The 22,802-nt window shown below is 71.4% G+C and carries 24 protein-coding genes; 8 read left to right on the forward strand and 16 right to left on the reverse strand.

Annotated elements, in window-relative coordinates:
- Positions 1-11: 11 nt before the first annotated feature.
- From rplW to OG310_RS13885, 5 genes are all read right to left on the reverse strand, one after another.
- Entirely contained in the window at positions 12-425 is a 414-nt protein-coding gene (gene rplW, locus OG310_RS13865; RefSeq protein WP_329456192.1) for a 50S ribosomal protein L23, read from the reverse strand.
- Positions 425-1,081, reverse strand: a complete 657-nt coding sequence (gene rplD / locus OG310_RS13870; RefSeq protein ID WP_329456193.1) for a 50S ribosomal protein L4 — start codon at positions 1,079-1,081, stop codon at positions 425-427. Before rplD ends, rplW begins: the two co-directional genes overlap by 1 nt.
- An 8-nt stretch (positions 1,082-1,089) precedes the next feature.
- The gene (rplC, locus tag OG310_RS13875) at positions 1,090-1,734 is read right to left on the reverse strand and encodes a 50S ribosomal protein L3 (protein ID WP_235795692.1); all 645 of its coding nucleotides are present in this window, start codon (positions 1,732-1,734) and stop codon (positions 1,090-1,092) included.
- A gap of 14 nt (positions 1,735-1,748) precedes the next feature.
- Entirely contained in the window at positions 1,749-2,057 is a 309-nt protein-coding gene (gene rpsJ, locus OG310_RS13880) for a 30S ribosomal protein S10 (RefSeq protein WP_003948644.1), read from the reverse strand.
- A gap of 662 nt (positions 2,058-2,719) precedes the next feature.
- Positions 2,720-3,652: an aldo/keto reductase gene (locus tag OG310_RS13885; RefSeq protein WP_329456194.1), complete on the reverse strand. Its 933-nt coding sequence runs from the start codon at positions 3,650-3,652 to the stop codon at positions 2,720-2,722.
- 167 nt (positions 3,653-3,819) lie between these two features.
- Here OG310_RS13885 and OG310_RS13890 point away from each other — a divergent pair, with 167 nt between their 5' ends.
- A complete protein-coding gene (locus OG310_RS13890; protein WP_329456195.1) occupies positions 3,820-4,767 on the forward strand; it encodes a helix-turn-helix transcriptional regulator in 948 nt (315 codons plus the stop codon).
- Positions 4,768-5,121: 354 nt separating this feature from the next.
- Here the strand turns inward: OG310_RS13890 and OG310_RS13895 are convergent, their stop codons facing one another.
- Entirely contained in the window at positions 5,122-5,811 is a 690-nt protein-coding gene (locus OG310_RS13895; RefSeq protein WP_329456196.1) for a TetR/AcrR family transcriptional regulator, read from the reverse strand.
- Positions 5,812-5,889: 78 nt separating this feature from the next.
- On the opposite strand from OG310_RS13895, the gene OG310_RS13900 reads away from it, so the two are divergent.
- Complete coding sequence (locus OG310_RS13900) at positions 5,890-6,624, forward strand: VC0807 family protein (protein ID WP_329456197.1); 735 nt, start codon at positions 5,890-5,892, stop codon at positions 6,622-6,624.
- Between the two features lie 152 nt (positions 6,625-6,776).
- Here the strand turns inward: OG310_RS13900 and OG310_RS13905 are convergent, their stop codons facing one another.
- A complete protein-coding gene (locus tag OG310_RS13905; RefSeq protein WP_329456198.1) occupies positions 6,777-7,982 on the reverse strand; it encodes a cytochrome P450 in 1,206 nt (401 codons plus the stop codon).
- Positions 7,983-8,273: 291 nt separating this feature from the next.
- On the opposite strand from OG310_RS13905, the gene OG310_RS13910 reads away from it, so the two are divergent.
- Positions 8,274-8,780, forward strand: coding sequence for a hypothetical protein (locus OG310_RS13910; RefSeq protein WP_329456199.1), 507 nt, complete (start codon positions 8,274-8,276; stop codon positions 8,778-8,780).
- A gap of 73 nt (positions 8,781-8,853) precedes the next feature.
- On the opposite strand, the gene OG310_RS13915 is transcribed toward OG310_RS13910, so the two are convergent.
- The gene (locus OG310_RS13915) at positions 8,854-9,774 is read right to left on the reverse strand and encodes an alpha/beta fold hydrolase (RefSeq protein ID WP_329456200.1); all 921 of its coding nucleotides are present in this window, start codon (positions 9,772-9,774) and stop codon (positions 8,854-8,856) included.
- Positions 9,775-10,005: 231 nt separating this feature from the next.
- On the opposite strand from OG310_RS13915, the gene OG310_RS13920 reads away from it, so the two are divergent.
- Both OG310_RS13920 and OG310_RS13925 read left to right on the forward strand, forming a co-directional pair.
- Positions 10,006-10,959 (forward strand): LysR family transcriptional regulator, encoded by a 954-nt coding sequence (locus tag OG310_RS13920; RefSeq protein ID WP_329456201.1) that lies wholly within the window; start codon positions 10,006-10,008, stop codon positions 10,957-10,959.
- Between the two features lie 238 nt (positions 10,960-11,197).
- The gene (locus OG310_RS13925; RefSeq protein WP_329456202.1) at positions 11,198-11,989 is read left to right on the forward strand and encodes an SDR family NAD(P)-dependent oxidoreductase; all 792 of its coding nucleotides are present in this window, start codon (positions 11,198-11,200) and stop codon (positions 11,987-11,989) included.
- Positions 11,990-12,207: 218 nt separating this feature from the next.
- Here the strand turns inward: OG310_RS13925 and OG310_RS13930 are convergent, their stop codons facing one another.
- The 3 genes from OG310_RS13930 to OG310_RS13940 form a co-directional block, all read right to left on the reverse strand.
- Positions 12,208-12,921, reverse strand: a complete 714-nt coding sequence (locus tag OG310_RS13930) for an NPP1 family protein (protein WP_329460170.1) — start codon at positions 12,919-12,921, stop codon at positions 12,208-12,210.
- 553 nt (positions 12,922-13,474) lie between these two features.
- Positions 13,475-13,750 carry a DUF2087 domain-containing protein gene (locus OG310_RS13935; protein WP_329456203.1) on the reverse strand — a complete coding sequence of 92 codons (276 nt, stop codon included), beginning with the start codon at positions 13,748-13,750 and terminating at the stop codon, positions 13,475-13,477.
- Positions 13,751-13,792: 42 nt separating this feature from the next.
- Complete coding sequence (locus OG310_RS13940; RefSeq protein WP_329456204.1) at positions 13,793-14,578, reverse strand: metallophosphoesterase family protein; 786 nt, start codon at positions 14,576-14,578, stop codon at positions 13,793-13,795.
- A 142-nt stretch (positions 14,579-14,720) separates the two neighbouring features.
- Between OG310_RS13940 and OG310_RS13945 the strand changes: the two genes are divergently transcribed.
- Positions 14,721-15,566: a hypothetical protein gene (locus tag OG310_RS13945; protein WP_329456205.1), complete on the forward strand. Its 846-nt coding sequence runs from the start codon at positions 14,721-14,723 to the stop codon at positions 15,564-15,566.
- Here the strand turns inward: OG310_RS13945 and OG310_RS13950 are convergent.
- Positions 15,507-16,370: a MarR family winged helix-turn-helix transcriptional regulator gene (locus tag OG310_RS13950; protein WP_329456206.1), complete on the reverse strand. Its 864-nt coding sequence runs from the start codon at positions 16,368-16,370 to the stop codon at positions 15,507-15,509. The genes OG310_RS13945 and OG310_RS13950 overlap by 60 nt on opposite strands.
- A 123-nt stretch (positions 16,371-16,493) precedes the next feature.
- Between OG310_RS13950 and OG310_RS13955 the strand changes: the two genes are divergently transcribed.
- Entirely contained in the window at positions 16,494-16,691 is a 198-nt protein-coding gene (locus tag OG310_RS13955; RefSeq protein ID WP_329456207.1) for a ferredoxin, read from the forward strand.
- A 147-nt stretch (positions 16,692-16,838) separates the two neighbouring features.
- Positions 16,839-18,131, forward strand: coding sequence for a cytochrome P450 (locus tag OG310_RS13960; RefSeq protein ID WP_329456208.1), 1,293 nt, complete (start codon positions 16,839-16,841; stop codon positions 18,129-18,131).
- A gap of 180 nt (positions 18,132-18,311) precedes the next feature.
- On the opposite strand, the gene tuf is transcribed toward OG310_RS13960, so the two are convergent.
- The 4 genes from tuf to rpsL all read right to left on the reverse strand — a co-directional run bounded on the left by tuf (position 18,312) and on the right by rpsL (position 22,709).
- A complete protein-coding gene (gene tuf / locus OG310_RS13965) occupies positions 18,312-19,505 on the reverse strand; it encodes an elongation factor Tu (RefSeq protein ID WP_329456209.1) in 1,194 nt (397 codons plus the stop codon).
- A gap of 191 nt (positions 19,506-19,696) precedes the next feature.
- Positions 19,697-21,826, reverse strand: coding sequence for an elongation factor G (fusA, locus tag OG310_RS13970; protein ID WP_329456210.1), 2,130 nt, complete (start codon positions 21,824-21,826; stop codon positions 19,697-19,699).
- A gap of 38 nt (positions 21,827-21,864) precedes the next feature.
- Entirely contained in the window at positions 21,865-22,335 is a 471-nt protein-coding gene (gene rpsG / locus OG310_RS13975; RefSeq protein ID WP_329456211.1) for a 30S ribosomal protein S7, read from the reverse strand.
- Positions 22,336-22,337: 2 nt separating this feature from the next.
- Entirely contained in the window at positions 22,338-22,709 is a 372-nt protein-coding gene (gene rpsL, locus OG310_RS13980) for a 30S ribosomal protein S12 (RefSeq protein ID WP_003948652.1), read from the reverse strand.
- Between the last annotated feature and the right edge of the window lie 93 nt (positions 22,710-22,802).

A 22,802-nucleotide genomic window follows, 5' to 3' on the forward strand; every position in this document is an offset into this window, starting at 1 on the left:
TCCGGCCCCCGTCAGGAGGTCGGGCCGCCGAAGATGTCGATGCGGTCGCCCTCGGCAAGGGTCACGATGGCGCGCTTGGTGTCAGGGCGCTTGCCGAAACCGGTGCGGGTGCGCTTGCGCTTGCCCTGCCGGTTGATCGTGTTGACGCCGGTGACCGTGACCGAGAAGACCGCCTGGACGGCCTGCTTGATCTGGGTCTTGTTGGCGCGCGGGTCGACGACGAACGTGTACTTGTTCTCGTCGAGCAGGGCGTAGCTCTTCTCGGAGACGACCGGCTTGACGAGGATGTCGCGCGGGTCCGCGAGGGACTTGCTCAGCGGGGTCTCGACGACCGGGCCCTTGACGCCGCTCCTGGCCTTGGCCAGACGCTTCGCCTTGGCGACCTTGGCCGCCTTGGGCGCGATGCTGGGGTGACGCGTAGCCATCAGGCCTCGCTCCCTTCGGTTTCGTTGGCCTTGTTCGGGCCGGCGACGAAGGACTCGAAGGCGGCCTTGGTGAAGACCACGTCGTCCGAGACGAGCACGTCGTACGTGTTCAGCTGGCCCGGCTCCAGGATGTGCACCTGGGGCAGGTTGCGGGCGGACAGCCACGCGGCCTCGTCGGCGCGCTCGACGACCAGGAGCAGGTGCTTGCGCTCACTGATCTTGCCGAACAGGGTCTTGGCGGCCTTGGTGGAGACGGTCTCGCCGTCGATGACGCCGGAGACGACGTGGACGCGGGCGTTCTGCGCGCGGTCCGTGAGGGCTCCGCGCAGGGCGGCGGCCTTCATCTTCTTCGGGGTCCGCTGCGAGTAGTCACGCGGTACGGGACCGTGGACGACGCCACCGCCGGCGAACTGCGGCGCGCGGGTCGAACCCTGACGGGCCCGGCCGGTGCCCTTCTGGCGGTACGGCTTCTTGCCACCGCCGCGGACTTCGCCACGGGTCTTGGTCTTGTGCGTGCCCTGACGGGCGGCAGCCAGCTGCGCGACGACGACCTGGTGGATCAGCGGAATGCTGATCCTGGCCTCGAAGATCTCCGCGGGAAGCTCGACGCTGCCCGACTTCTCGCCCGCGGGCGAAAGGATGTCAATGGTGCTCATGGTTTACCTCAGGCCCCCTTGGCCGCGGTACGAACCAGAACGAGACCGCCGTTGGGACCGGGAACCGCGCCCTTGATGAGCAGCAGGCCCTTCTCCGCGTCCACGGCGTGCACGGTCAGGTTCTGGGTGGTGACCCGCTCGTTGCCCATGCGGCCCGCCATACGGAGGCCCTTGAACACACGGCCCGGGGTGGCGCAGCCACCGATGGAGCCGGGAGAGCGGTGCTTGCGCTGGGTACCGTGACCGGCGCCGAGGCCCTTGAAGTTGTGACGCTTCATGACACCGGCGAAGCCCTTGCCCTTGCTCTTACCGGTCACATCGACCTTGAGCCCGGACTCGAACACGTCAGCCTTGATCTCCTGGCCGAGCGTGTACTCGGACGCGTCCGCGGTGCGGAGCTCCACGAGGTGGCGGCGGGGGGTCACGTCGGCCTTGGCGAAGTGGCCCTTGAGGGGCTTGTTCACCTTGCGAGGGTCGATCTCGCCGAAGGCGATCTGGACCGACTCGTAGCCGTCGGAATCATTCGTACGGACCTGGGTCACGACACAGGGCCCAGCCTTGACCACGGTTACCGGGACGACACGGTTGTTCTCGTCCCAGACCTGGGTCATGCCGAGCTTCTCGCCCAGGACGCCCTTGATCTGCTTGGTCATCTCTTCCGCGCCTCTCAGAGCTTGATCTCGATGTCGACGCCGGCCGGAAGGTCCAGGCGCATCAACGAGTCAACGGTCTTGGGCGTCGGGTCGAGGATGTCGATCAGGCGCTTGTGCGTGCGCATCTCGAAGTGCTCGCGCGAGTCCTTGTACTTGTGCGGCGACTTGATGACGCAGTACACGTTCTTCTCTGTGGGCAGCGGCACCGGGCCCGCGACCGACGCACCAGTTCGCGTCACCGTCTCGACGATCTTCTTCGCCGAGGAGTCGATGACTTCGTGGTCGTAGGCCTTGAGCCGGATGCGGATCTTCTGTCCCGCCATGGCTGCTTCGAAATCCTGTTCTCTGTCTTACGCTCTGACGTCGTTGGCCGACCCACGCGGTCGGGCGTGTCGCGTTCCTTCTTCGAAAGATCCCAGCACGGAACCCACGATTCGAGGGAAACGGAACCGGATCGGCCAGAGAGGCCGACCACCACCGGCGCCTGGTCGGTACCCCGCTGCGCTTTCCGGAAGATTCCCGTACGTCCGCCCCAGCGCTGCCCAGCAGGGCAGTTGGGGCGACGAGTACTGTGGGACTCGCTTCCAGTCCCCCCGGCGGGAGGCGCGCAGCATCGGCACTCAACCGAGCAACCGGACCAGTGTGCCATAGCGCCCCACGGCCTGGCCAATCGCGTGACGGAGAACCCTACCCCACGGGCACACGTCCGAATCGTCACCGCCCGCGCGTGCCCCCCGACCGCGCCCGCGGTCCGCCCGAACGGCCCGCACCCCCCCGCGCCGGGAGCGGGACCGTCCTGGAGCGCGCCCCGCCCCCACGGCCCGCCGCACGCACGGGTCCGCGCGTGCGGTGCGGACACCGGCCCCCCGGGGACGGGAGCGGCGCGGCCGCCCCCGTCGACCCCGTCCCCGTCCTCCTAATGGAGGCGGACACGTCGCCCGTACGGAGCGCGGACGCGGGGCGCTCCCCGCCACCGCGCCCGCCCCTACGCCACCGCGTCCTGCGGGACCAGCTCGGTGATCACGCGGATCTCGTCGGCGCTCAGGGTGAGCCGCGCCGCGGCCAGGTTCTCCCGTACGTGCCCGATGCCGGTGGTGCCCGGGACCGGCAGCATCGCGGGCGACCTGGCGAGCAGCCAGGCGAGTGCGACCTGCGCGGTCGTCGCGCCGTGCCGCTCGGCGATCGGCGCGAGGACGCGGCGGACCCCGTCCGGGCCGCCGGTGTCGGTGGGCTCGCCGGGCGGGGTGAGGGAGAGAGGCTGCCACGGCGAGAAGACCGCGCCCGCCTCGGCGGCCGCGTCCAGGAGCGGCGACTCGTGCCGGTCGACGACGTTGTAGTGGGCGGTGACGGCGGCGACCTCGACGATCCGGCGAGCGGCGCGCAGCTGCTCCGGGGTCACGTTGGAGAGGCCGATGTGCCGGATCGCGCCCTCTGCGCGCAGCTCCGCGAGGGTGCCGACCTGGTCCTCGAAGGACGCGTCCCGCGCGTAGCCGCTGTGCAGGTAGTAGAGGTCGATCCGGTCGACGCCCAGGCGCCGCGCGCTGAGGTGGGCGGACTGACGCAGGTACTGCGGGTTGCCGATGGCGCTGATGGTGGACAGGTCGCGTCCGCCGCGCACGAAGCCGCCCTTCGTCGCGATCACCAGGTCCTCGGGGTAGGGGTGCAGGGCCTCGCGGATCAGGAGCTCGTTGGAGTGCGGCCCGTAGACGTCCGCGGTGTCGATGAGTCCCACGCCCGCGTCGACGGCTTCGCGCAGCACCGCGATCCCGGCCGCGCGGTCGGGATAGGGACCCCACAGGCCCGGCCCGGTCAGTCGCATCGCGCCGTAGCCGATCCGGCCGGTCGGCAGGTCACCACCGAGGGTGAGGGCGGTTCGCTCCGCCGTGGTGGGCCGTTCCTTCATGGGTCGTTCCTTCATGGTGGTCGCCCTTCCTCGGGGCCGGTGGCGCGGCCGGTGCCGGCCCCGCTCGATCGCCGGTCCCCGTATCCCACGGTCCGCGCCGCCCGGCGGCGCGGACCAGGGAGAGCCCTGCCTGTGCACGCCGGTACCAGGCACGGGCGTCCGGTGGGGCGGACACTGGAGCCATGCGGCATGACCCCGACCCCGCCGGCAACGAGCTGGGGGACTTCCTGCGCGCCCGCCGCGCCGCCCTCGCCCCGCGCCGTGCGGGTCTCACGGACGACGGCAGGCTCCGCCGGGTACCGGGGCTGCGCCGGGAGGAACTGGCGCAGCTGGCCCATGTGAGCATCGACTACGTCGTACGGCTGGAGCAGGGCCGTACCCGGCGGGTGTCGCGGCCCGTGCTCGACGCGCTCGCCGACGCGCTGCAACTGGCGCCGGACGAGCGGTCCTACCTCTTCACCGTGGCCGACGTCACACAGGCGGTCCCGGCGCGGGAGCCCGCGCAGCGGGTCGAGCCGCGGTTGCTGCGGCTGCTCGACGGGATGCCGGACGTCCCCGCGATGGTGCTCGGCCGCCGCACGGACGTGCTCGCCTGGAACGCGGCGGCGGTGGCGCTCCTGGTCGACTTCGCCGCGCTGCCCGCGGCCGAGCGCAACCTGATCCGGCTGACCTTCCTGGACGACGCGTACCGGGCTCTGTACGCGGACTGGCCCCGCGCCGCGCGGGAGTGCGTGGCGGTCCTGCGGATGGAGGCCGGCCGCCGCCCGGACGATCCGGCGCTGAGAGCGCTGGTCGACGAACTGGCCCGGCGGGACGTGGACTTCAGGACCTGGTGGGCGAGCCACCGGGTACGCGGCGGGCGGGAACTGACCAAGACCTATGTCCACCCGGTGGTGGGCCCGCTGACTCTGGACGTGCAGCAGTTGTCCGTCGACACGCGGCCCGACCAGATGCTGGTGGCGTACACGGCCGCGCCGGACTCCGCGTCCGAGGAGGCACTGCGCTTCCTGCTCCAGTGGTCGGCGGGCGGCGCCGGGGCCCGGGGCGGGGACACCGGCGGCCGGAGCACCGGGCCCGAGCGCCGGAGTACGGACGCCGACAGCCGGGGCGGGCACGGGAACCACGGCTAGCGCGCGCTGCGGCCGGGGCAGAGCACAGGAACCACGGCTAGCGCGCGCTGCGGCCGGGGCAGAGCACAGGAACCACGGCTAGCGCGCGCTGCGGCCGGGGCAGAGCACAGGAACCACGGCTAGCGCGCGCTGCGGCCGGGGCAGAGCACAGGAACCACGGCTGGCGCGCGTTGCGGCCGGGGCGGGCACAGGGGCCGAGCCCCGCAGTACGGACGCCGACGGCCGGGGCGGAGCACAGGAACCACGGCTGGCGCGTGCCGGGGCGGCCCGCCGTAGTACGGACGCCGACGGCCGGGGCGTGCGCGGGAACCACGGCGGGCGCGCGCGGGCCGGGGGCCCGGGCCGCCGGGGCCGCTACTCGGCGGCGCCGCCGACCAGGTGGCCGAAGACGCGCTCCGCCGCGCGGACCGCGTCGGGGTGGACCGCGTCGGCCGTCTCGCCCGCGAGCATCCGCCGAACGTTCTCCTCGATCAACGCCTGCCTCGCGCCCATCAGTTGACCGGCCCGCGCATGGGCGAGCACGTCCGGCTCCGCGCCGTCGCCCGCGAGGGCGTCCGCCAGCAGCCGGCGGGTCTCCTCGTGCATCGCGTACAACCGGAGCCTCAGCGCCGGGGTTTCGCGCAGCAGGCGCTGGCAGCCCACCACCCAGGTGATGTCGCAGAGGCCACTGGACGCGTCCCGGTCCTCCAGGCGGGCGAGGAAGTCGCGGCGGAGCGCGAGGGCGGGACCCTCCCCGGCCGCGCGCGTGCGCACGGCGTGGGCGGCGTCCCCGATGTGCTCCCGCATCGGGGTGATGACCAGGTCTTCCTTGGTCGGGAAGTAGTTGAAGACGGTCATCTTCGAGACGTTCGCCGCCGCGGCGATCCGGTTGACCGTGACGGCCTCGAAGCCGTGCTCCAGGAAGAGCGCGATGGCCTCGCTCCAGATCGAGCGTTGCGTCTGCGCCCGCTTGCGCTCGCGGAGGCCGGGAGCGGCCGTCGCCGTCCGTGCCGCGTCCGCCGCCGTGGTGTCCGTCGATGCCGTCGATGCCGTCGATGCCGTCATACCCCAACTGTACCAGGGCAATATTTGAGCCCTGCAAAAAGATTGACCAGGTACATGAAACGTGTCTACGGTCCTGCCATGACCTCGACGCACCCGATGGACCCGACGACCTCTCTCCCCCCGGCCACGAAGCAGGCGACGACGATGACCGAGCAGCCGCCCCGCACCGCCCGGCGGGAAGACCCCCGGCGGGACGCGCTGCGCCCTCTGCTCGTGGATGTCGCCGTCCCGCTCGCGATCTACTACGGGCTGACGAAGGCGTTCGGCGTCGACACCGTCCCCGCGCTCGTGATCTCCAGCGTTCCCCCCGCGATCAGCACGGTGTGGACCGCGCTCACCCGCCGCACGCTCAACGCGCTCGGCGCGCTCATGCTGACGGTCAACATCGTCGGCATCGGCGTGAGCCTGCTGACCGGCGACCCGCGCCTCATGCTCGCCAAGGACGGTGCGGTCAGCAGCACCATCGGCATCGCGATCCTGCTGTCCGCGATCGGCGGCGCCCCACTGATGGCGACGGCGGTCAAGCCCCTGCTGGTGAAGGGCGACGCCGCGAAGGGAGCGAGGTGGGACACGCTCTCGGCCGCGCCGGGCGCCTTTCGCACCACTCAGCGCCTGCACTCGGCCATCTGGGGCCTGGCACTGCTCGGCGACTGCGTGGCCCGTGTGATCTGCGCCTACACCCTGCCGGTGCACACCGTGGTCTGGCTGAACACCGTCATCGTCCTCGGTGCGATCGCCGTCGCCATCGTCGCCTCGCAGCCGCTGGTGGAGCGCATGGAGAAGATGCTGGAGCCCGGGAGCCCGGCGGTGTGACACGCGGCGTGGCACGTGCCGGCCCAGGGAGCGGCGAGACCGGGCGCCGGCCCCGGCAGGGGCGGGAGGACCGAACCTGCCGTCGCCTCCCGAGGAGAACCGGGCGCGTCCGGGACCCGGCGCGAGAATCCGGCACGGTGCGGGCGAGGGGCTCAGCCGGCTGCCGGGGTATCCCAACGGGCCGCCAGCGTGAGGGGCTTGCGGAAGACCAGACCGTACGGGGCGCTCGGCCGCGTCTCGTCCAGGCGCAGCCCCGGCAAGCGGTCGAAGCAGGCGCGCAGCGCGATCGTCGCCTCCAGGCGGGCGAGGTGCGCGCCCAGGCAGTAGTGCGGGCCGTGGGCGAAGGCCAGTTGCAGGCGGGAGTTGGCGCGCCGCAGGTCGAAGCGGTCGGGCTCAGGGAACACGGCCGGGTCGCGGTTGGCCCCGGCGAGCGACACGATCACCAGGTCACCGGCCGCGATGCGCGCCCCGCCGAACTCGACGTCCCGTGTGGCGTACCGGTCCACGACGGCCGCGCCGGGCTCCAGGCGCAACGACTCCTCGACGGCGCCGTCGAGGAGCGCCGGGTCGGCGCGTACCTCGTCCGCGAGCGCGGGCTCGGACAGCAGGTGGTACAGCGCGTTGACGATCATTCCCTCGGTGGTCTCGATCCCCCCGAACAGCAACACGGCTGCGTTCGCGGCGATTTCGGGCAGCCCGAGCCGGCCGGCGGCGCCCCGCAGCAGCCCACCGTCCCCTCCGCTCCCCTCGGCGCCACCGGCCCCCACGGTGGCGGCGACCGCGTCCCGCAGCGCGGCGTACGCGGCAGGCCCCTCGACCCCCGCGTCCTGTCCGCGCGTGAGCTGGTCCACGGCGCGCACGATCGCGTCGTACCAGCCCAGCACATCGGACACGGGCACCTCGGTGAGGCCGAGGACTTCGGCCATGACGACGGCGGCGAGCGGCCCCGCGAAGCCCCGCCGCAGTTCGCCGCAGCCGCCCGGGGCGAGCGCGTCGAGCAGCCGGTCGGCCTCGGCCCTGATGGTCCCGGCGAAGGCGGCGTGCACGGCGCGCGGCTTGAACGGCTCGACGAACGGCTCCCGGTGACGGACGTGTTCGCCGCCGTCGAGGGAGAGCATGCTCGGCCCGATGACCTTCGCCGTGGTGAACCGCGGGTCGTCCACGGTGAAGGTTTCGGCGTCCCGCATCACGCGCACGGCGAGCTCCCGGCCGGTCACCAGCCACCCGCCGAGCGCCTCGACGCGCACCACGGGCCCCTCGGCGCGGAGGCGGGCGAGGTGCGGATGCGGGTCCGCGGCGAGTTCGGCGAGCGTGACGGCCGGGGCGGAGCCGGTGGCGGACGCGAAGGCTGGGACCATCCGGCGAGCGTAACCCGCACCTGAGACCCGAGGGCAGGCGGCCGCGGCCGGGGCCCGTCCACCGCGTCGAGCGCTACGAAGCCGCCGTCCCACCCGCAGCCGCAGCGCACGCCTGACCCGGGGCTCCGGGGCCGGCGTGTTCGGTGCGGCGATCGAGCGTCTGGAAGACCACCTCACCGCGACCGCCGCCGCCGTACGGGCGCGGTTCGGCGGCCGGATCAGTTACGCGTCGGGCCGTGGGAGCACATCGACTGGGCGCCGTTCGACATCGTCGGCGCCGACGCGTACCGCGTGAACGGGGACACGGAGGGCTTCCGGGCCGAGGCGCGCGCGCACCGACGGCACGGAAAGCCGGTCGCGGCCACGGAGTTCGGCTGCTGCGCCTACCGGGGGGCCGGCGACCGGGGAGGCATGGGCTGGGTGGTCGTGGGCGACGGGCCCGAGAGCGGGCAGAGCGCCGGGAGCGAGGGCACGGGCGGCGGCGACGGGCAGCGGGTGGTGAGGTCCGTGGTCCGGGACGAGTCCGAACAATCGCGCTACTTCAGCGAGTTGCCGGCGGTCTTCGAGGAGGAGGACCTCGACGCGGCGTTCTGGTTCACCTACGCGGGCTGGCGCCTGCCGCACCGGCCGGACGCCCCCGGCCGGGACCTCGACCTCGGCTCGTACGGCGTCCAGGCCGTCCTGCCCGACGGTTCGCTGCGCCCGAAGGAGGTGAAGGAGGTGTACGGGACACTGTCCGCCGCCTATGCCGCGCGTACGGCCCGCGGCAGTGCCGCGGCCGCCGCCGTCCGCGGCTGAGGCCGGGAGCGGAAGGCCGGGAGCGGAAGGCCGGGAGCGGAAGGGGGGACAGGGACGCTTTCCGTGGGGCACGTCAGGACCGCGCGGCCAGCAGTCCCGCCAGGAGCGCGGCGAACCGTGCCGGCTCGGTGACGTGCGGGAAGTGGTGGCCGACCGGCCACTCCACGACCTCCGCGGCCGGCAGCCGGTCCACGAGCCAGGTGCGCTCGCTCGTGTCGACGGGGTCGCCGAAGACCGCCACGTACGGCAGCCGGCGCTCACGGATCTCCGCGAGCATCACGTCGGTGCGCTTGACGAGGTCCGCGACCCGCAGGTCGAGCAACTCGGCCCAGTAGCTCAGCACGGTCTGCTGCGACACCGTGTCCCCGGACCGCAGCAGCTCACGGGCGGTGGTGCCGACGTTCTCCGTCCGCATCCGGGCCTGGAGCATGCCCCACGTCTCCCCGAAGTCCTCCCCGCGCAGACGGGGCGCGATGCTCTGCGCGAACCGCGCGAAGTCGTCCACGCGCAGCGGCTGGTCGACGTTGACCACACCAGCGGCCGGATGGCGCGCCGCGTACGCGGTCACGAACACCCCGGCGAGGGAGTGGCCCACCATGACCGGCTGGTCGAGCCCGGCGGCGACGACCGCCTCGTGCACGGCCTCCACCACGCTGTCGACACCGTGGTCACCGCTCGGCAGCGGCGGCGACTCGCCGTGACCGGGGAGATCCAGTGCGAGCGCCGGATGCCCCGGCGGCAACTGGGACAGGGTGGGCCGCCACATCGCGCGGTCGAAGGTCAGCCCGTGCAGGAGGACGAGCGGCCTGCCCCGGCCGTACACCGCGCCGGGACCGTCCGGGCCCGGCCCCGCGTCGACCAGCCCGGCCGGGCCCGGTGGTCCCGTCTCCACGCCCGGCCCCGGCCCGGACCCGGGAGCGGGACCCAGCCCGAGCGAGTCGCCGGCCAGCCCGCCCCACTGTCCTGACGACAGGATGACTTCCTCTATATCCACCGTATCGATATCATTTGCCATATTTTGAACGCTACTCCGCGCGGACGGCGCGCGGACGGCCCGCGGCGTCGCCGGTGGGCGGCCGCCGGATACCCGGACAGCACGGACGAGCGCGCGGAAGGCCGAGACGTCACCGGCAGGCACGCACCGGGCCACCGCGTGGCAGGACCCCGCGGACCGTGGGCGACGGCGGTGCGGTGCGCGCGCCGTCGCCGTGGTGCGATGGAGGGCATGGAGCTGCGGGAGATGCGTACGTTCATCGCGGTGGTCGAGGCGGGCGGCCTGTCCGCCGCGGCACGGCGGCTGCACGTGAGCCAGCCCGCCGTCTCACAGACCGTCGCCGCGCTGGAACGTGAACTGGGCGTGACGCTGCTCGTCCGCGGTCGCGACGGCGTCCGGGCCACCGACGCGGGGATGACCCTGCTCGCCGAGGCCCGGGCCGTCCTCGCGCGCCACGACCGGGCCGTCGCCGCGGTGACCGGACACGCGGTGCCCGGTGGCCGGCTGCTGCGCCTCGGCATCCCCATCGAGTTGCCCGACGAGGTACTGCTGCCCGCGATCGCGGATCTCGCCCGGACCTGTCCCGGGACCACGGTCCGTGCCCGGCACCTGTCCACGGCGGACCAGCACACGGCCCTGCTGGCCGGCGAACTGGAGATGGGTCTGCTGCGGGAACGGCCGGCGGGACCCTCGCTGGACGCGATGCTCGTCGTGGAGGAACGCCTCGGAGTGCTGCTCTCCGCCGAGCGGGCGGCCGAGCTGGCGGCGCCGGCGGCCGGGCCCGGCACGGCCGGCCAGGCGGCCGGAGGGCACGGGCATACGGCGGAGGGCGTGCGGCTCGACGCGCTGGCAGGTCTCGACTGGGTCGGTTTCCCGCGATCGGGCAGCCCCGCCTGGTACGACGAGGTGACGGCGGTGCTGCGCACCCACGGGGTGGACCTCGGCCCCGAGGGGTCGTACGGGGAGGCGGGCATCGCGCACGTGAAGTTCGCGGCGGTCGGCGGTGGCCGGGCGTTCGCCCTAGCACCGCCCAACTGGGCGCAGCCGCTTCCGGAGTTCGTCCGCCGGCTGCCGCTGATCGGGCACCCGCTCGTACGGCGGACCTGGGCGGTGTGGCCCGCGGACGCCACTCGGCGCGACCTCGGGCACCTGGTGACCGCGCTCGGGCAACGCGTGCTGGGCTGAGGGCGCAGCACCGAGTCACCGGGGGCCGCGACTGTGGTCGCCCCCGGCGTGACGACCTCGCGGGGGCCTCGCCACATCGCCACGAAACAGCAGGTCAGATGGGTCAAAGCGGCGATCATGGGGCCCATAAGGAGCCCCGATGGCCGAACCGGAAGGCCCTGGGCGCGGCGGGCCTTACACCTCCCGTAAGGCCGTGGACGGACAGGAGCCACGGCCCGGCAGGAGAGGTGACGACGTCATGACGACGACAACGGGCGACAACACGGCAGCGGCCGGCCACGCACACACGGGTGAACTGGCGGGCACGGCCGCGCTGGTGACCGGCGCGACCAGTGGCATCGGCCGCACGACCGCCCTCGCCCTCGCGGCGCTCGGAGCCCGGGTCGTGGTGTCGGGACGGGACGCGACGCGCGGCAAGCAGGTGGTCGCCGACATCGAAGAGGCGGGCGGCACCGCCTACTTCGTCCGGGCCGACCTGCGCGACGAGGAATCCGCGCGGACCCTGGCACGGACGGCGACCGCTCTCGCGGGACAGGTGGACATCCTCGTCAACAACGCGGGGCTGTTCCCGTTCGGCCCCACCGAGGGCACGACCGAGGAGAGCTTCGACGACGTGTACGCGACCAACGTGAAGGTCCCGTACTTCCTGGTCGCGCAACTCGCTCCCGCCATGGCGGAGCGCGGCACCGGCGCGATCGTCAACGTGACGACGATGGTCGCGGAGTTCGGTGCCGCGGGCATGGGGCTGTACGGATCGAGCAAGGCCGCACTGAGGCTGCTGACCAAGGCGTGGGCCGCCGAGTACGGACCGCGCGGTGTCCGCGTGAACGCCGTGAGCCCCGGCCCGACCCGTACCGAAGGCACAGCCGCCATGGGCGACGCGCTCGACGCGCTCGCGAAGGGCGGTCCCGCGGGACGTCCGGCCGGCCCGGAGGAGATCGCGGAGGCCATCGTGTTCCTGGCGTCCCCGCGGGCGAGCTTCGTCCACGGTGCGCTGGTCCCGGTGGACGGCGGGCGGATCGCCGTCTGAGGCAGCCACCCGACGCGGCGCCCGGCGGCCGGTAGCGGCGCCGCGCGGCACGGCGACCGGTACGGCGACCTGTACGGGCCGCGCGGCCCGTACCGGGTCCGGGTGGCACCGGCGGTGGGTGGCGTCGGCGAGCGGTGGGTGGCGTCGGCGAGCGGCCGGTGACCGGCCAGCGGTGGCGTCGGCCGGTCACCGGCCGCCGCCACCCGCCGCCGGCCGCGTCAGGCGTTGGGGTCGAACGGGATTCCGGCGGGCTCGGAGTTCGCCAGCGCCGAGTCGAAGCGGCCATCGTTGATCTTTATGGTCGCGTCACCGAAGTCGGCGTTCATGAGCTTGTCGCGGAATCCGGCCGGGTAACCGTTCCATCCGACGAGGCGCGGATAGAACCAGTTTCCTGTCGCATTCTCCGCCGGTTCGTCATTGTTGTTGGCGAATCGGAAATCATGGGTCGGGGCGCCGTCCTTGTTGTAGACGACCTTCGGGTGCGTCCCGTCGAAGCGCAGGTCCGACGCCGGCGCCACCTTGTAGCCGGTGTGCTGGGACACCGAGACGTACTTGACCTCGTTGCCGTTGATCCACACCACGACGTGCTCCCAGTCGTGGGTGTGGCCGATGGCGGCCGGGCCGAGCGTCGCCTGGTCCTTCTCGAAGTAGCTCGCGTACACGACAGCGCACCAGTCGTTGTTGCACTTCTCGCGCGAGTACGTGTTGGCGTTGGCCAACTGGGCCGGGTCGTGGCAGTGGCCGTTCACGTCCCCGCCCAGTTTCAGCCCGGGGTTGAGGGTGCCGTCGGCGCCGATGGCGGCCGTCGCGTAGCACCCGTCCGTGTCGTAGTCGTACGCGGGCGAGAAGCTCTGTTCGAGCCCGTCGGCGTTCTGCGGCAGAAGCTGCAGGACGTCCGCGTGCGCGTCGGCCGGAAGGGCGATGACCAGCATCGCCGCGCCGAGCGCGCCCGCCGCGAGGGGCCGCCGGAACCTCCTCGAACGCTTCGGGCGGGGCGCCGCTTTCCCGGAGTCCACCGTCGGTGACAGCATGCTGCGCACGCCGGCTCCTTAGAGTAAAAAGGAGACGGGCCGAGAATTCTCGCCCGAATTCCTCGCGTCGGAAATGCACCGAATACGCCCCGAATGCGGATCAGCTTGAATTCCACTTCCCGTGGCGCGGCATCAGATTAGCGACGGCGTAAGGAAGTTGGCAAGCAAACTCCCGGCGAATTGATTCTCCGAACGGCGGCAGATCCGACATCAGCCGATATCTCGGCAGGGAAAGGGGAGCAGGAATGGGGCGGTGACCCGCCCGCGCATCCGTGCCGAATTCCGATCGGGAGGCGCCGGGCCGCACGACGGCACGCCGACGACCCGGCCGGACACCGGCCACAGGCCGGACGGCCGGGGCCCGCAGGCGCCGGCCGGGACGTGCTCCGCGGGCGCCGGCCGGGGCGCGCGACGGACGGACGGCACCGCACACGCGAGGCCCGGGCGCCCGGCGTCAGGAGACGCGACGGTAACTGCTGCCGTCACGCGGCCGTTCGAGCAGCCCGGAGGTCACGAGGAAGCGGCGCAGCGCGGGGAAGTCGTCGTGCACGGTGAGCAGCGCCTCGTTGACCTCCTGCTCGCTGTACGCGCGTCCGGGCTCGAACAGCGTGCGAGCCAGGTGCCTGAGCACCTGGTCACGCCGTGCCTGCCTGCGCGGGATGGACATGAGCCGGCCGCGCGAGAACAGCGCGCCGACATCGTGGGCGGAGCCGGTACGGTCGTCGGTCATGCCCCGCAGCGTGGCAGTGGCGCGGGGCGGACGGCAACGCCATTACGCACCGGGGGACTGCCACCCGGACGCGGACCGCGCGGCGGGCGGGGGCGAGAACGTGCGCAGGGCCTCGGCGTCCGTGGCACGCGCGTACAGGAAGTAGTCGGCCCAGCGGGCCACTTCGGGGTACGAGGAGTCCGCGACGACGGCCTCGACAGCCGCCTCGATGTCGTACTCCGTGACCCGCAACTGGACGCCGCCCCGGCTGCCGCCCGGTCCGAGCAGCGCCCAGTGCGCGCCGGGGCGCCCGTACGGCATGCCGACGCTCCCCGGATTGACGACGAGCCGCCCGTGCGCGAGCCGGACGTACGGCATGTGCGTGTGCCCGCAGACCACCGCGCGCACGGCGGGGTCCAGTCCGCCGAACACCTCGGCCCACCGATCGAGCGGCGAGTCGACGAGAACGATCTCCGTGTCGTCGCGGGGCGTCGCATGGCAGAACAGGATGTCATCGAGGACGACGCTCAGAGGCAGCGAGGCGAGGAGATCCAGATCGTCCTCGCTCAGCTCGCCCGCCGCCCAGGGCACGACGGGATCGGCCGGCGACTCGCCGGCGCGCGGTCCCCTCCGGTACTCGACCAGTTCGCGGTCCGCGTTCCCCCGCAGCCACACGACGCGATCACCGAGCCCCCGCAGCACGTCCATCACCTGGCGGGGCTGCGGCCCGGCGGTGATGTCCCCGGTGACGACGATCCGCCCGGCGCCGGCCACATCGGGCTCGGCGAGCACGGCCAGGAGCGCGGGCAGCACACCGTGGATGTCGGAGAGGACGGCGACCGATGTCATGAGGACCTCATCTCTCGGGGCGGTGACGGCGTCCCACGGCGGGGTGATTACGCTACGGCGGACGAGTCGACGGACCAACTCCAGCGGGAACGCCCGAACTTCGGCGCACGCGGCCGCCTGAGGGGAAAGTGGACAGCACCCGATGAACGACACGAACCGCACCGCCGACACGGGCCACGGGGACGGCGCACGCGCCGCGATCGCGTCCGCCGCGCGCAACAACGCCGAGTGGTGTGCGGCGGTGTGCCGTTCGCACGGCATCCCGTACGAGACCGGCGAGGCCGCCTGGTGGAGCGTCCGGCGCACCCCCGCGTACTACCCGGACGCGGTCACCCTGCGGCCGGACGCGGTGGCCGAGGACATCCTGCGGCGGGTCGACACCTCCGCCGGCTGCTCCGTGAAGGACAGCTTCGCGACGCTCGACCTCACGGCGCACGGCTTCACCCCGCTGCTTCACGGCACATGGTTCCACCGGCCGGCGGATCCGCCCGGGAACCCCTCCGGCGCACCAGCAGGACCCCGGACCGTGCCGGGGTCCCGTACCACCGCCGACGTCGTCCGGGACGCGGGCCGGCTCGCGGCCTGGGTCTCCGCGTGGCACGGCGGGAGCGGAACCGGCAGTGGGGCCGAGGGGGACAGCGGCCGTCACATCCCCGCCGCCCCGGACGTGTTCCGGCCCACGCTGCTGCGCGACCCGGCCGTCCGCGTCCTCACCGTGCACCGCGACGGCGCACCCGTCGGCGGTGCCGTCCTGAACCTGGGTGCGGGGCTCGTCGGCGTCACCAACGTCTTCACGCTCGGCGCCCCCGGCACGCCGAGTGTCTGGTCCGCCGTGGTCCGGGCGGCCGCGGACCACTTCCCCGGGGTCCCCCTCGTGGGGTACGCGACCGAGAGCGGCCCCGACGCAGAAGCGGACGCCGGAGAACCCCTACCCCCGGGTTTCCGGCCCCTCGGCGCTCTCCGCGTCTGGCTCAGGACCGGCGCCTGAGACCGCGGGACCGGAGCCGCCGAAATCCCCGCGGTTCCCGGGACTTCCAGCATCGCCGGAATGGCCGGGGCTTCCAGGGTTTCCGTGACTGCCGCCGTGGCTGCCGTGGCTGCCGTAACTGCGGTGGTGTCCGGTGCTCCCGGGGCCTTCCGGGTACCCGGGATGTCCGGGTCCTTCCGGGTTCTTCGGGCTCCCTGCGCCGCCCGTACCCGCGTACGTCCCACCGGTTCCGGGCCCGGAACCGGCCCCGGCTACGCTGCCGGGGCCCCCGTCCCGGACGGCCAGCGCGCCACCGGTCCCCGCCGGCGCGTCCTCCTCGTCCTCGTCCGAGTCTCCCCACCCCGGCGCGAAGGCCAGCCGGCTCAGGACGTCCACCGCGGCCATGATCCGTTCCGGATCGACGTCGGCGAGACTTTCGGCCAGTCTCGCCTGCGCAGCCCGTGTCACCCGCGCCAGCGTGTCCAGCCCCCGCCGCGTCGGCGCGATCAGCTGGACGCGCCGGTCGTCGTCACCCGCCACCCGCTCCACGAGTCCCTGCTCGGCCAACTGACTCACCTGGCGCGTCACATGGGGATGTCGGACATCCAGCCGCCGCGCCAACTCCCCCACGCGTAACGGCTCGGCCTCCTCCGCCAGCACGCGCAGCAGCGCCAGGCCCGGGCGGTCGACGGGCACGCCCGCCGCGGCGACCAGCCGCGCGTGGACGCGCGTGCGCGTCAGGCTGTACGCCAAGGCGCTCAGTACGGGCTCCAGGGCAGCGATGCTTTGCGCACGGGACGGGGCCGACCCCGGAGTTGTCTCCACGCAGGCATCATGCCGGGCCGACCGTTTCCGGCCAACCATTCGCGCGAACGCCCGAGGCCCCATTGCACGGACCCGGCCCTCGGCGTATCACGTACTTAGGGTACGTAATGAAGGAGAAGCGCCATGCACATCGAGATCGATCAGGACCGCTGCTGCGCCGCGGGACAGTGCGTCCTCGCCGCGGACGACATCTTCGACCAACGCGACGACGACGGCGTGGTCGTCCTGCTGGACCGCGTCCCGGACGACGCCGACGCCCTGGCCCGCGCGCAGGAGGCGGCCACGCTCTGCCCCGCGGGCGCCATCGCCGTCCAGGGCTGATCCTCCTCAGGGCCGACGTTCAGACCCGGCACCTCCCGGCCCGACCCAGCCGGCCCGGGCCCCCGCGCACCTCACGGCCCGGGCCCCCGCCGGCCTCCGCACCACCCGACCCGCTCACCCCCCACGTCAGTCAGGAGCACCCCACCCATGACGGAGACAGTCCTTACCGGCACCGACACCGACACCGGATCCGCAGGCCGCGCCACCGCACTCGACGACGGCCGGACCGAGCAGCACCCGCGCTTCCCCCTGGCCCGCGCCACTGGCTGCCCCTTCGACCCGCCGCCCGAGCTCGCCGGACTGCGGGAGCACGAGCCCTTCTCCCGCGTCCGGATCTGGGACGGCACGCCCGCCTGGCTCATCACGCGCTACCAGGACCAGCGCACGATCCTCGCGGACGACCGCTTCAGCGCCAACGCCTCCCGGCCGGGCTTCCCCACCCAGAGTCCCGGCATCGCCGCCCGGCGCACCAGCGGCAACCCGCTGCCCTTCATCACCATGGACGACCCGGACCACAACCGGGTCCGCCGCATGTTCACCTCGTACTTCTCCGTCAAGCGCGCCCGCGCCCTCGTACCGCGCCTGACCGAGATCATCGACGGCCTGCTGGACGACATGGAGCGCACGGGCGGACCCGTCGACCTGGTCTCGGCCTTCGCGCTGCCGCTGCCCTCCCTCGTGATCGCGGAGATCCTCGGCGTGCCGCGCGAGGACCAGCACCTGTTCCAGAGCAGGTCCCGGGTGCTGATCTCGATGAAGGCCACCGCCGAGGAGACCATGGCCGCGATGGAGGAACTGGGCGCCTATCTCGGCGACCTCATCGACGCCAAGGTCGCGGACCCGCAGGAGGACCTGCTCAGTCAGGTCGCCGTCGACCACATGCTCACCGGCGGTACCACCCGCTCGCGGCTCATCCAGGACGCGATGCTGCTGCTCATCGCGGGCCACGAGACGACGACCAACATGATCGCGCTCGGCACGCTGGCGCTGATCCGCAACCCGGAACAGCTGCGCGCGGTCCGGGACGCGGAGGACCCCGCGGCCGTCGCGGGCGCCGTCGAGGAACTGCTGCGCTACCTCACCATCGTCCACACCGGCCGCCGGCGCATAGCCACCGAGAACGTCGAGATCTCCGGGCAGCTGATCCGCGCGGGCGAGGGCGTGATCCTCTCGAACGACTCCGCCAACCGCGACGCCACGGTCTTCGACGACCCGGACCAGCTCGACATCACCCGCCCCAACGCCCGCCGCCACCTCGCCTTCGGCCAGGGCACCCACCAGTGCCTGGGCCAGAACCTGGCCCGGCAGGAACTCCAGCTGGCCTACCCGGCCCTGCTGCGGCGCTTCCCGGCCCTGCGCCCGGCGATCGAGGAGCAGGACATCCGCTACAAGGACGACGCGGTCGTCTATGGCGTCTACGAACTCCCCGTCGCCTGGTAGACGGGCCTGTGCACCGGGCGGGCCGCCGCACCGGCGTCCCAGACCCGGGAACGCGAAAGGGCCCCGCACCCGTCCCGAAGGACGAGGGCGGGGCCCTCACAACTGCCCGCTACGGTCCGGGGACCGTCATCGGATCAGATCGCCGCCCCCTCGACGGGGGTGGACAGGACCGTCGTGGAACTACTTGACGATCTTGGTGACCTGGCCGGCGCCCACCGTACGACCACCCTCACGGATGGCGAACTTCAGGCCCTCCTCCATGGCGACCGGCTGAATCAGCGAGACCGACATGACGGTGTTGTCGCCCGGCATGACCATCTCGGTGCCCTCGGGGAGGGTCACGACGCCGGTCACGTCCGTGGTACGGAAGTAGAACTGCGGGCGGTAGTTGTTGAAGAACGGGGTGTGACGACCACCCTCGTCCTTCGACAGGATGTAGGCCTGGGCCTCGAACTCGGTGTGCGGCGTGACCGAACCGGGCTTGATGATGACCTGGCCGCGCTCGACGTCCTCGCGCTTGATGCCACGGAGGAGCAGACCGACGTTCTCACCGGCCTGGCCCTCGTCGAGCAGCTTGCGGAACATCTCGATGCCGGTGACCGTGGTGGTGGTCTTGTCCTGCTTGATACCGACGATGTCGACGGTCTCGTTGACCTTCAGGACACCACGCTCGATACGACCGGTGACGACGGTGCCACGACCGGTGATCGTGAAGACGTCCTCGATCGGCATGAGGAACGGCTTCTCGACGTCACGCTCGGGCTGCGGGATCGACTCGTCGACGGCCTTCATCAGGTCGAGGACGGTCTGGCCCCACTCCTTGTCACCTTCGAGCGCCTTGAGCGCCGAGACCTTGACGACCGGAAGGTCGTCGCCCGGGAACTCGTACTCGGAGAGCAGCTCGCGGACCTCGAGCTCGACGAGCTCCAGGATCTCCTCGTCGTCCACCATGTCGGCCTTGTTCAGCGCGACAACGATGTACGGCACGCCGACCTGGCGGGCCAGGAGCACGTGCTCCTTGGTCTGCGGCATCGGGCCGTCGGTGGCGGCGACCACGAGAATGGCACCGTCCATCTGGGCCGCACCGGTGATCATGTTCTTGATGTAGTCAGCGTGCCCGGGGCAGTCGACATGGGCGTAGTGACGCGACTCCGTCTGGTACTCGACGTGCGAGATGGAGATCGTGATACCGCGCTGGCGCTCCTCAGGAGCCTTGTCGATCTGGTCGAAGGCCGAAGCCTCGTTCAGGTCCGGGTACGCGTCATGCAGCACCTTGGTAATGGCGGCCGTGAGGGTCGTCTTACCGTGGTCGATGTGACCGATGGTGCCGATGTTGACGTGCGGCTTAGTCCGCTCGAACTTCGCCTTCGCCACTGGGGTCCTCCTGTGGAGTGGTTCTGTACGCCTTACTCATCGGCGCCAGGGTGATCTTTGCTGGGATGCCGGGGTGGCCGGGGGCATTCCCTTCGGAGACGGCGGATGACGCCGATCCTTCGGGGAATGCGCCCTGGCTTCCCGGTGACAAGCCTAGAGCGTCAATCCGGTCGGGCGTTTCGCCCTGTGGATTACTCGCCCTTGGCCTTCGCGATGATCTCCTCGGCGACGTTCCGGGGAACCTCGGCGTAGGAGTCGAACTGCATCGAGTAGCTTGCGCGACCCGAGGTCTTGCTGCGGAGGTCTCCGACGTAGCCGAACATCTCCGAGAGGGGCACGAGGCCCTTCACGACGCGAGCGCCGCTGCGCTCCTCCATGGCCTGGATCTGGCCACGGCGGGAGTTGATGTCGCCGATGACGTCACCCATGTAGTCCTCAGGGGTGGTGACCTCGACGGACATCACCGGCTCCAGGAGAACCGGGGACGCCTTGCGCGCGGCCTCCTTGAAGGCCTGCGAACCGGCGATCTTGAACGCGAGCTCGGACGAGTCGACATCGTGGAACGCGCCGTCGAGCAGGATGACACGCACACCCGTCATCTCGTACCCGGCGATGATGCCGAACTGCATGGCCTCCTGGGCACCGGCGTCCACCGAAGGGATGTACTCCTTCGGGATACGGCCACCAGTGACCTTGTTCACGAACTCGTACGACGCGTCGCCGCCCTCGATGGGCTCGATCGCGATCTGCACCTTCGCGAACTGACCGGTGCCACCGGTCTGCTTCTTGTGGGTGTAGTCCACCCGCTCGACGGCCTTACGGATCGTCTCACGGTAGGCGACCTGCGGCTTACCGACGTTCGCCTCGACGCGGAACTCGCGCTTCATGCGGTCGACAAGCACTTCGAGGTGAAGCTCGCCCATACCACCGATGATGGTCTGGCCGGTCTCCTCCTCGGAGTGGACCTGGAAGGAGGGGTCCTCCTCCGCGAGGCGCTGGATGGCTACACCCAGACGCTCCTGGTCACCCTTGGACTTGGGCTCGATGGCGACCTCGATGACCGGCGCCGGGAAGTCCATGGACTCCAGGATGACCGGCTTCTTCTCGTCGCTCAGCGTCTCACCGGTGGTGGTCTGCTTCAGGCCCATGACGGCGACGATGTCACCGGCGCCCACCGACTCGATCTCCTCACGCTTGTTCGCGTGCATGCGGTAGATCTTGCCGATGCGCTCCTTGCGGCCCTTCACCGAGTTGAGGACGGCGGTGCCGGCCTCAAGACGGCCCGAGTACACCCGGACGAACGTGAGCTTGCCCAGGTGCGGGTCGCTCGCGATCTTGAAGGCGAGACCGGAGAACGGCTCGTCGTCGGAGGGCTTGCGCGAGACGATCTTCTCCGGGTCCTTGACGTCGTGGCCGTCAACGGCACCGACGTCGAGGGGGGAAGGCAGGTAACGCACGACCGCGTCGAGCAGGGGCTGGACGCCCTTGTTCTTGAACGCGGTGCCGCAGAACACGGGGGTCACCGTGACGGAGTCCGCGGCGCCCTTGGACGCCAGCGTGATCCGGCGGATCGCCTCGTGCATCTGCTCCACGGTGGGCTCCTGGCCCTCCAGGTAGAGCTCCATCATCGCGTCGTCGTGCTCGGCGACGGCCTCGACGAGCTTGCCGTGCCACTCTTCAGCGGCCTCGGCGTGCGTCGCCGGGATGTCGACGACGTCGTACATCTCGCCCTTGGTCGCCTCGGCGGACCAGACAAAGGCCTTCATCGACACGAGGTCGACGACGCCCTTGAAGTCGGCCTCGGTGCCGATCGGGAGCTGCATGACCAGCGGAACCGCACCGAGGCGGTCGACGATCATGTCGACGCAGCGGTGGAACTCGGCACCGGTGCGGTCGAGCTTGTTGACGAAGCAGATGCGGGGCACGCCGTAACGGTCGGCCTGACGCCACACCGTCTCGGACTGGGGCTCCACACCGGCGACACCGTCGAACACGGTGACGGCACCGTCGAGCACGCGCAGCGAACGCTCCACCTCGACGGTGAAGTCGACGTGGCCGGGCGTGTCGATGATGTTGATGGTGTGGTCGACCTCGTTGAGCGGCCAGTGACAGGTCGTCGCGGCGGACGTGATCGTGATGCCGCGCTCCTGCTCCTGCTCCATCCAGTCCATCGTGGCTGCGCCGTCGTGGACTTCACCGATCTTGTACGAAACGCCGGTGTAGAAGAGGATCCGCTCGGTGGTGGTCGTCTTGCCCGCGTCGATGTGGGCCATGATCCCGATGTTGCGGACCTTGGCCAGGTCAAGCGAAGTGGTGGCCATAAGGCTCAATCTTCTCTCGGTCTCGATGTGGGTTGCGACTACCAGCGGTAGTGCGCGAAGGCCTTGTTGGACTCGGCCATCTTGTGCGTGTCCTCGCGCTTCTTGACCGCAGCACCGAGGCCGTTGGAGGCGTCGAGCAGTTCGTTCATCAGACGCTCGGTCATGGTCTTCTCACGACGGGCACGTGAGTAACCGACCAGCCAGCGCAGCGCGAGGGTGGAGGCGCGACCGGGCTTGACCTCGATCGGCACCTGGTAGGTGGCGCCACCGACACGGCGGGACTTGACCTCAAGAGCGGGCTTGACGTTCTCGAGGGCGCGCTTCAGCGTGATGACCGGGTCGCCGTTGGTCTTCTCGCGCAGGCCCTCCATGGCGCCGTACACGATCCGCTCAGCTGTCGAACGCTTGCCGTTCAGCAGGATCTTGTTGATGAGAGAGGTGACAAGAGGAGAACCATAGACCGGGTCGATGATGACCGGGCGCTTCGGGGCGGGGCCCTTACGAGGCATTCTTACTTCTCCTTCTTGGCGCCGTAGCGGCTGCGGGCCTGCTTGCGGTTCTTGACACCCTGGGTGTCGAGCGAGCCGCGGATGATCTTGTAACGAACACCCGGCAGGTCCTTCACACGGCCGCCACGCACGAGCACGATCGAGTGCTCCTGCAGGTTGTGTCCCTCACCCGGGATGTACGCCGTGACCTCGATGCCCGAGGTCAGACGCACACGCGCGACCTTACGCAGGGCCGAGTTCGGCTTCTTCGGGGTGGTCGTGAACACGCGCGTGCAGACCCCGCGGCGCTGAGGAGAACCCTCAAGCGCGGGGGTCTTGTTCTTCTCGACCTTGTCCTGCCGGCCCTTGCGGACCAGCTGCTGGATCGTAGGCACTACTTCTCCGATTCTGTGTGCCGTCCGTAAAGCTAACCTGGAACACCGCCGACCCACGCGGTCGGGTGTGTCGAATACCGCGGACCCCCGCCG

Origin of the sequence: Streptomyces sp. NBC_01497 (assembly GCF_036250695.1) — a bacterium.
Taxonomy (GTDB): domain Bacteria; phylum Actinomycetota; class Actinomycetes; order Streptomycetales; family Streptomycetaceae; genus Streptomyces.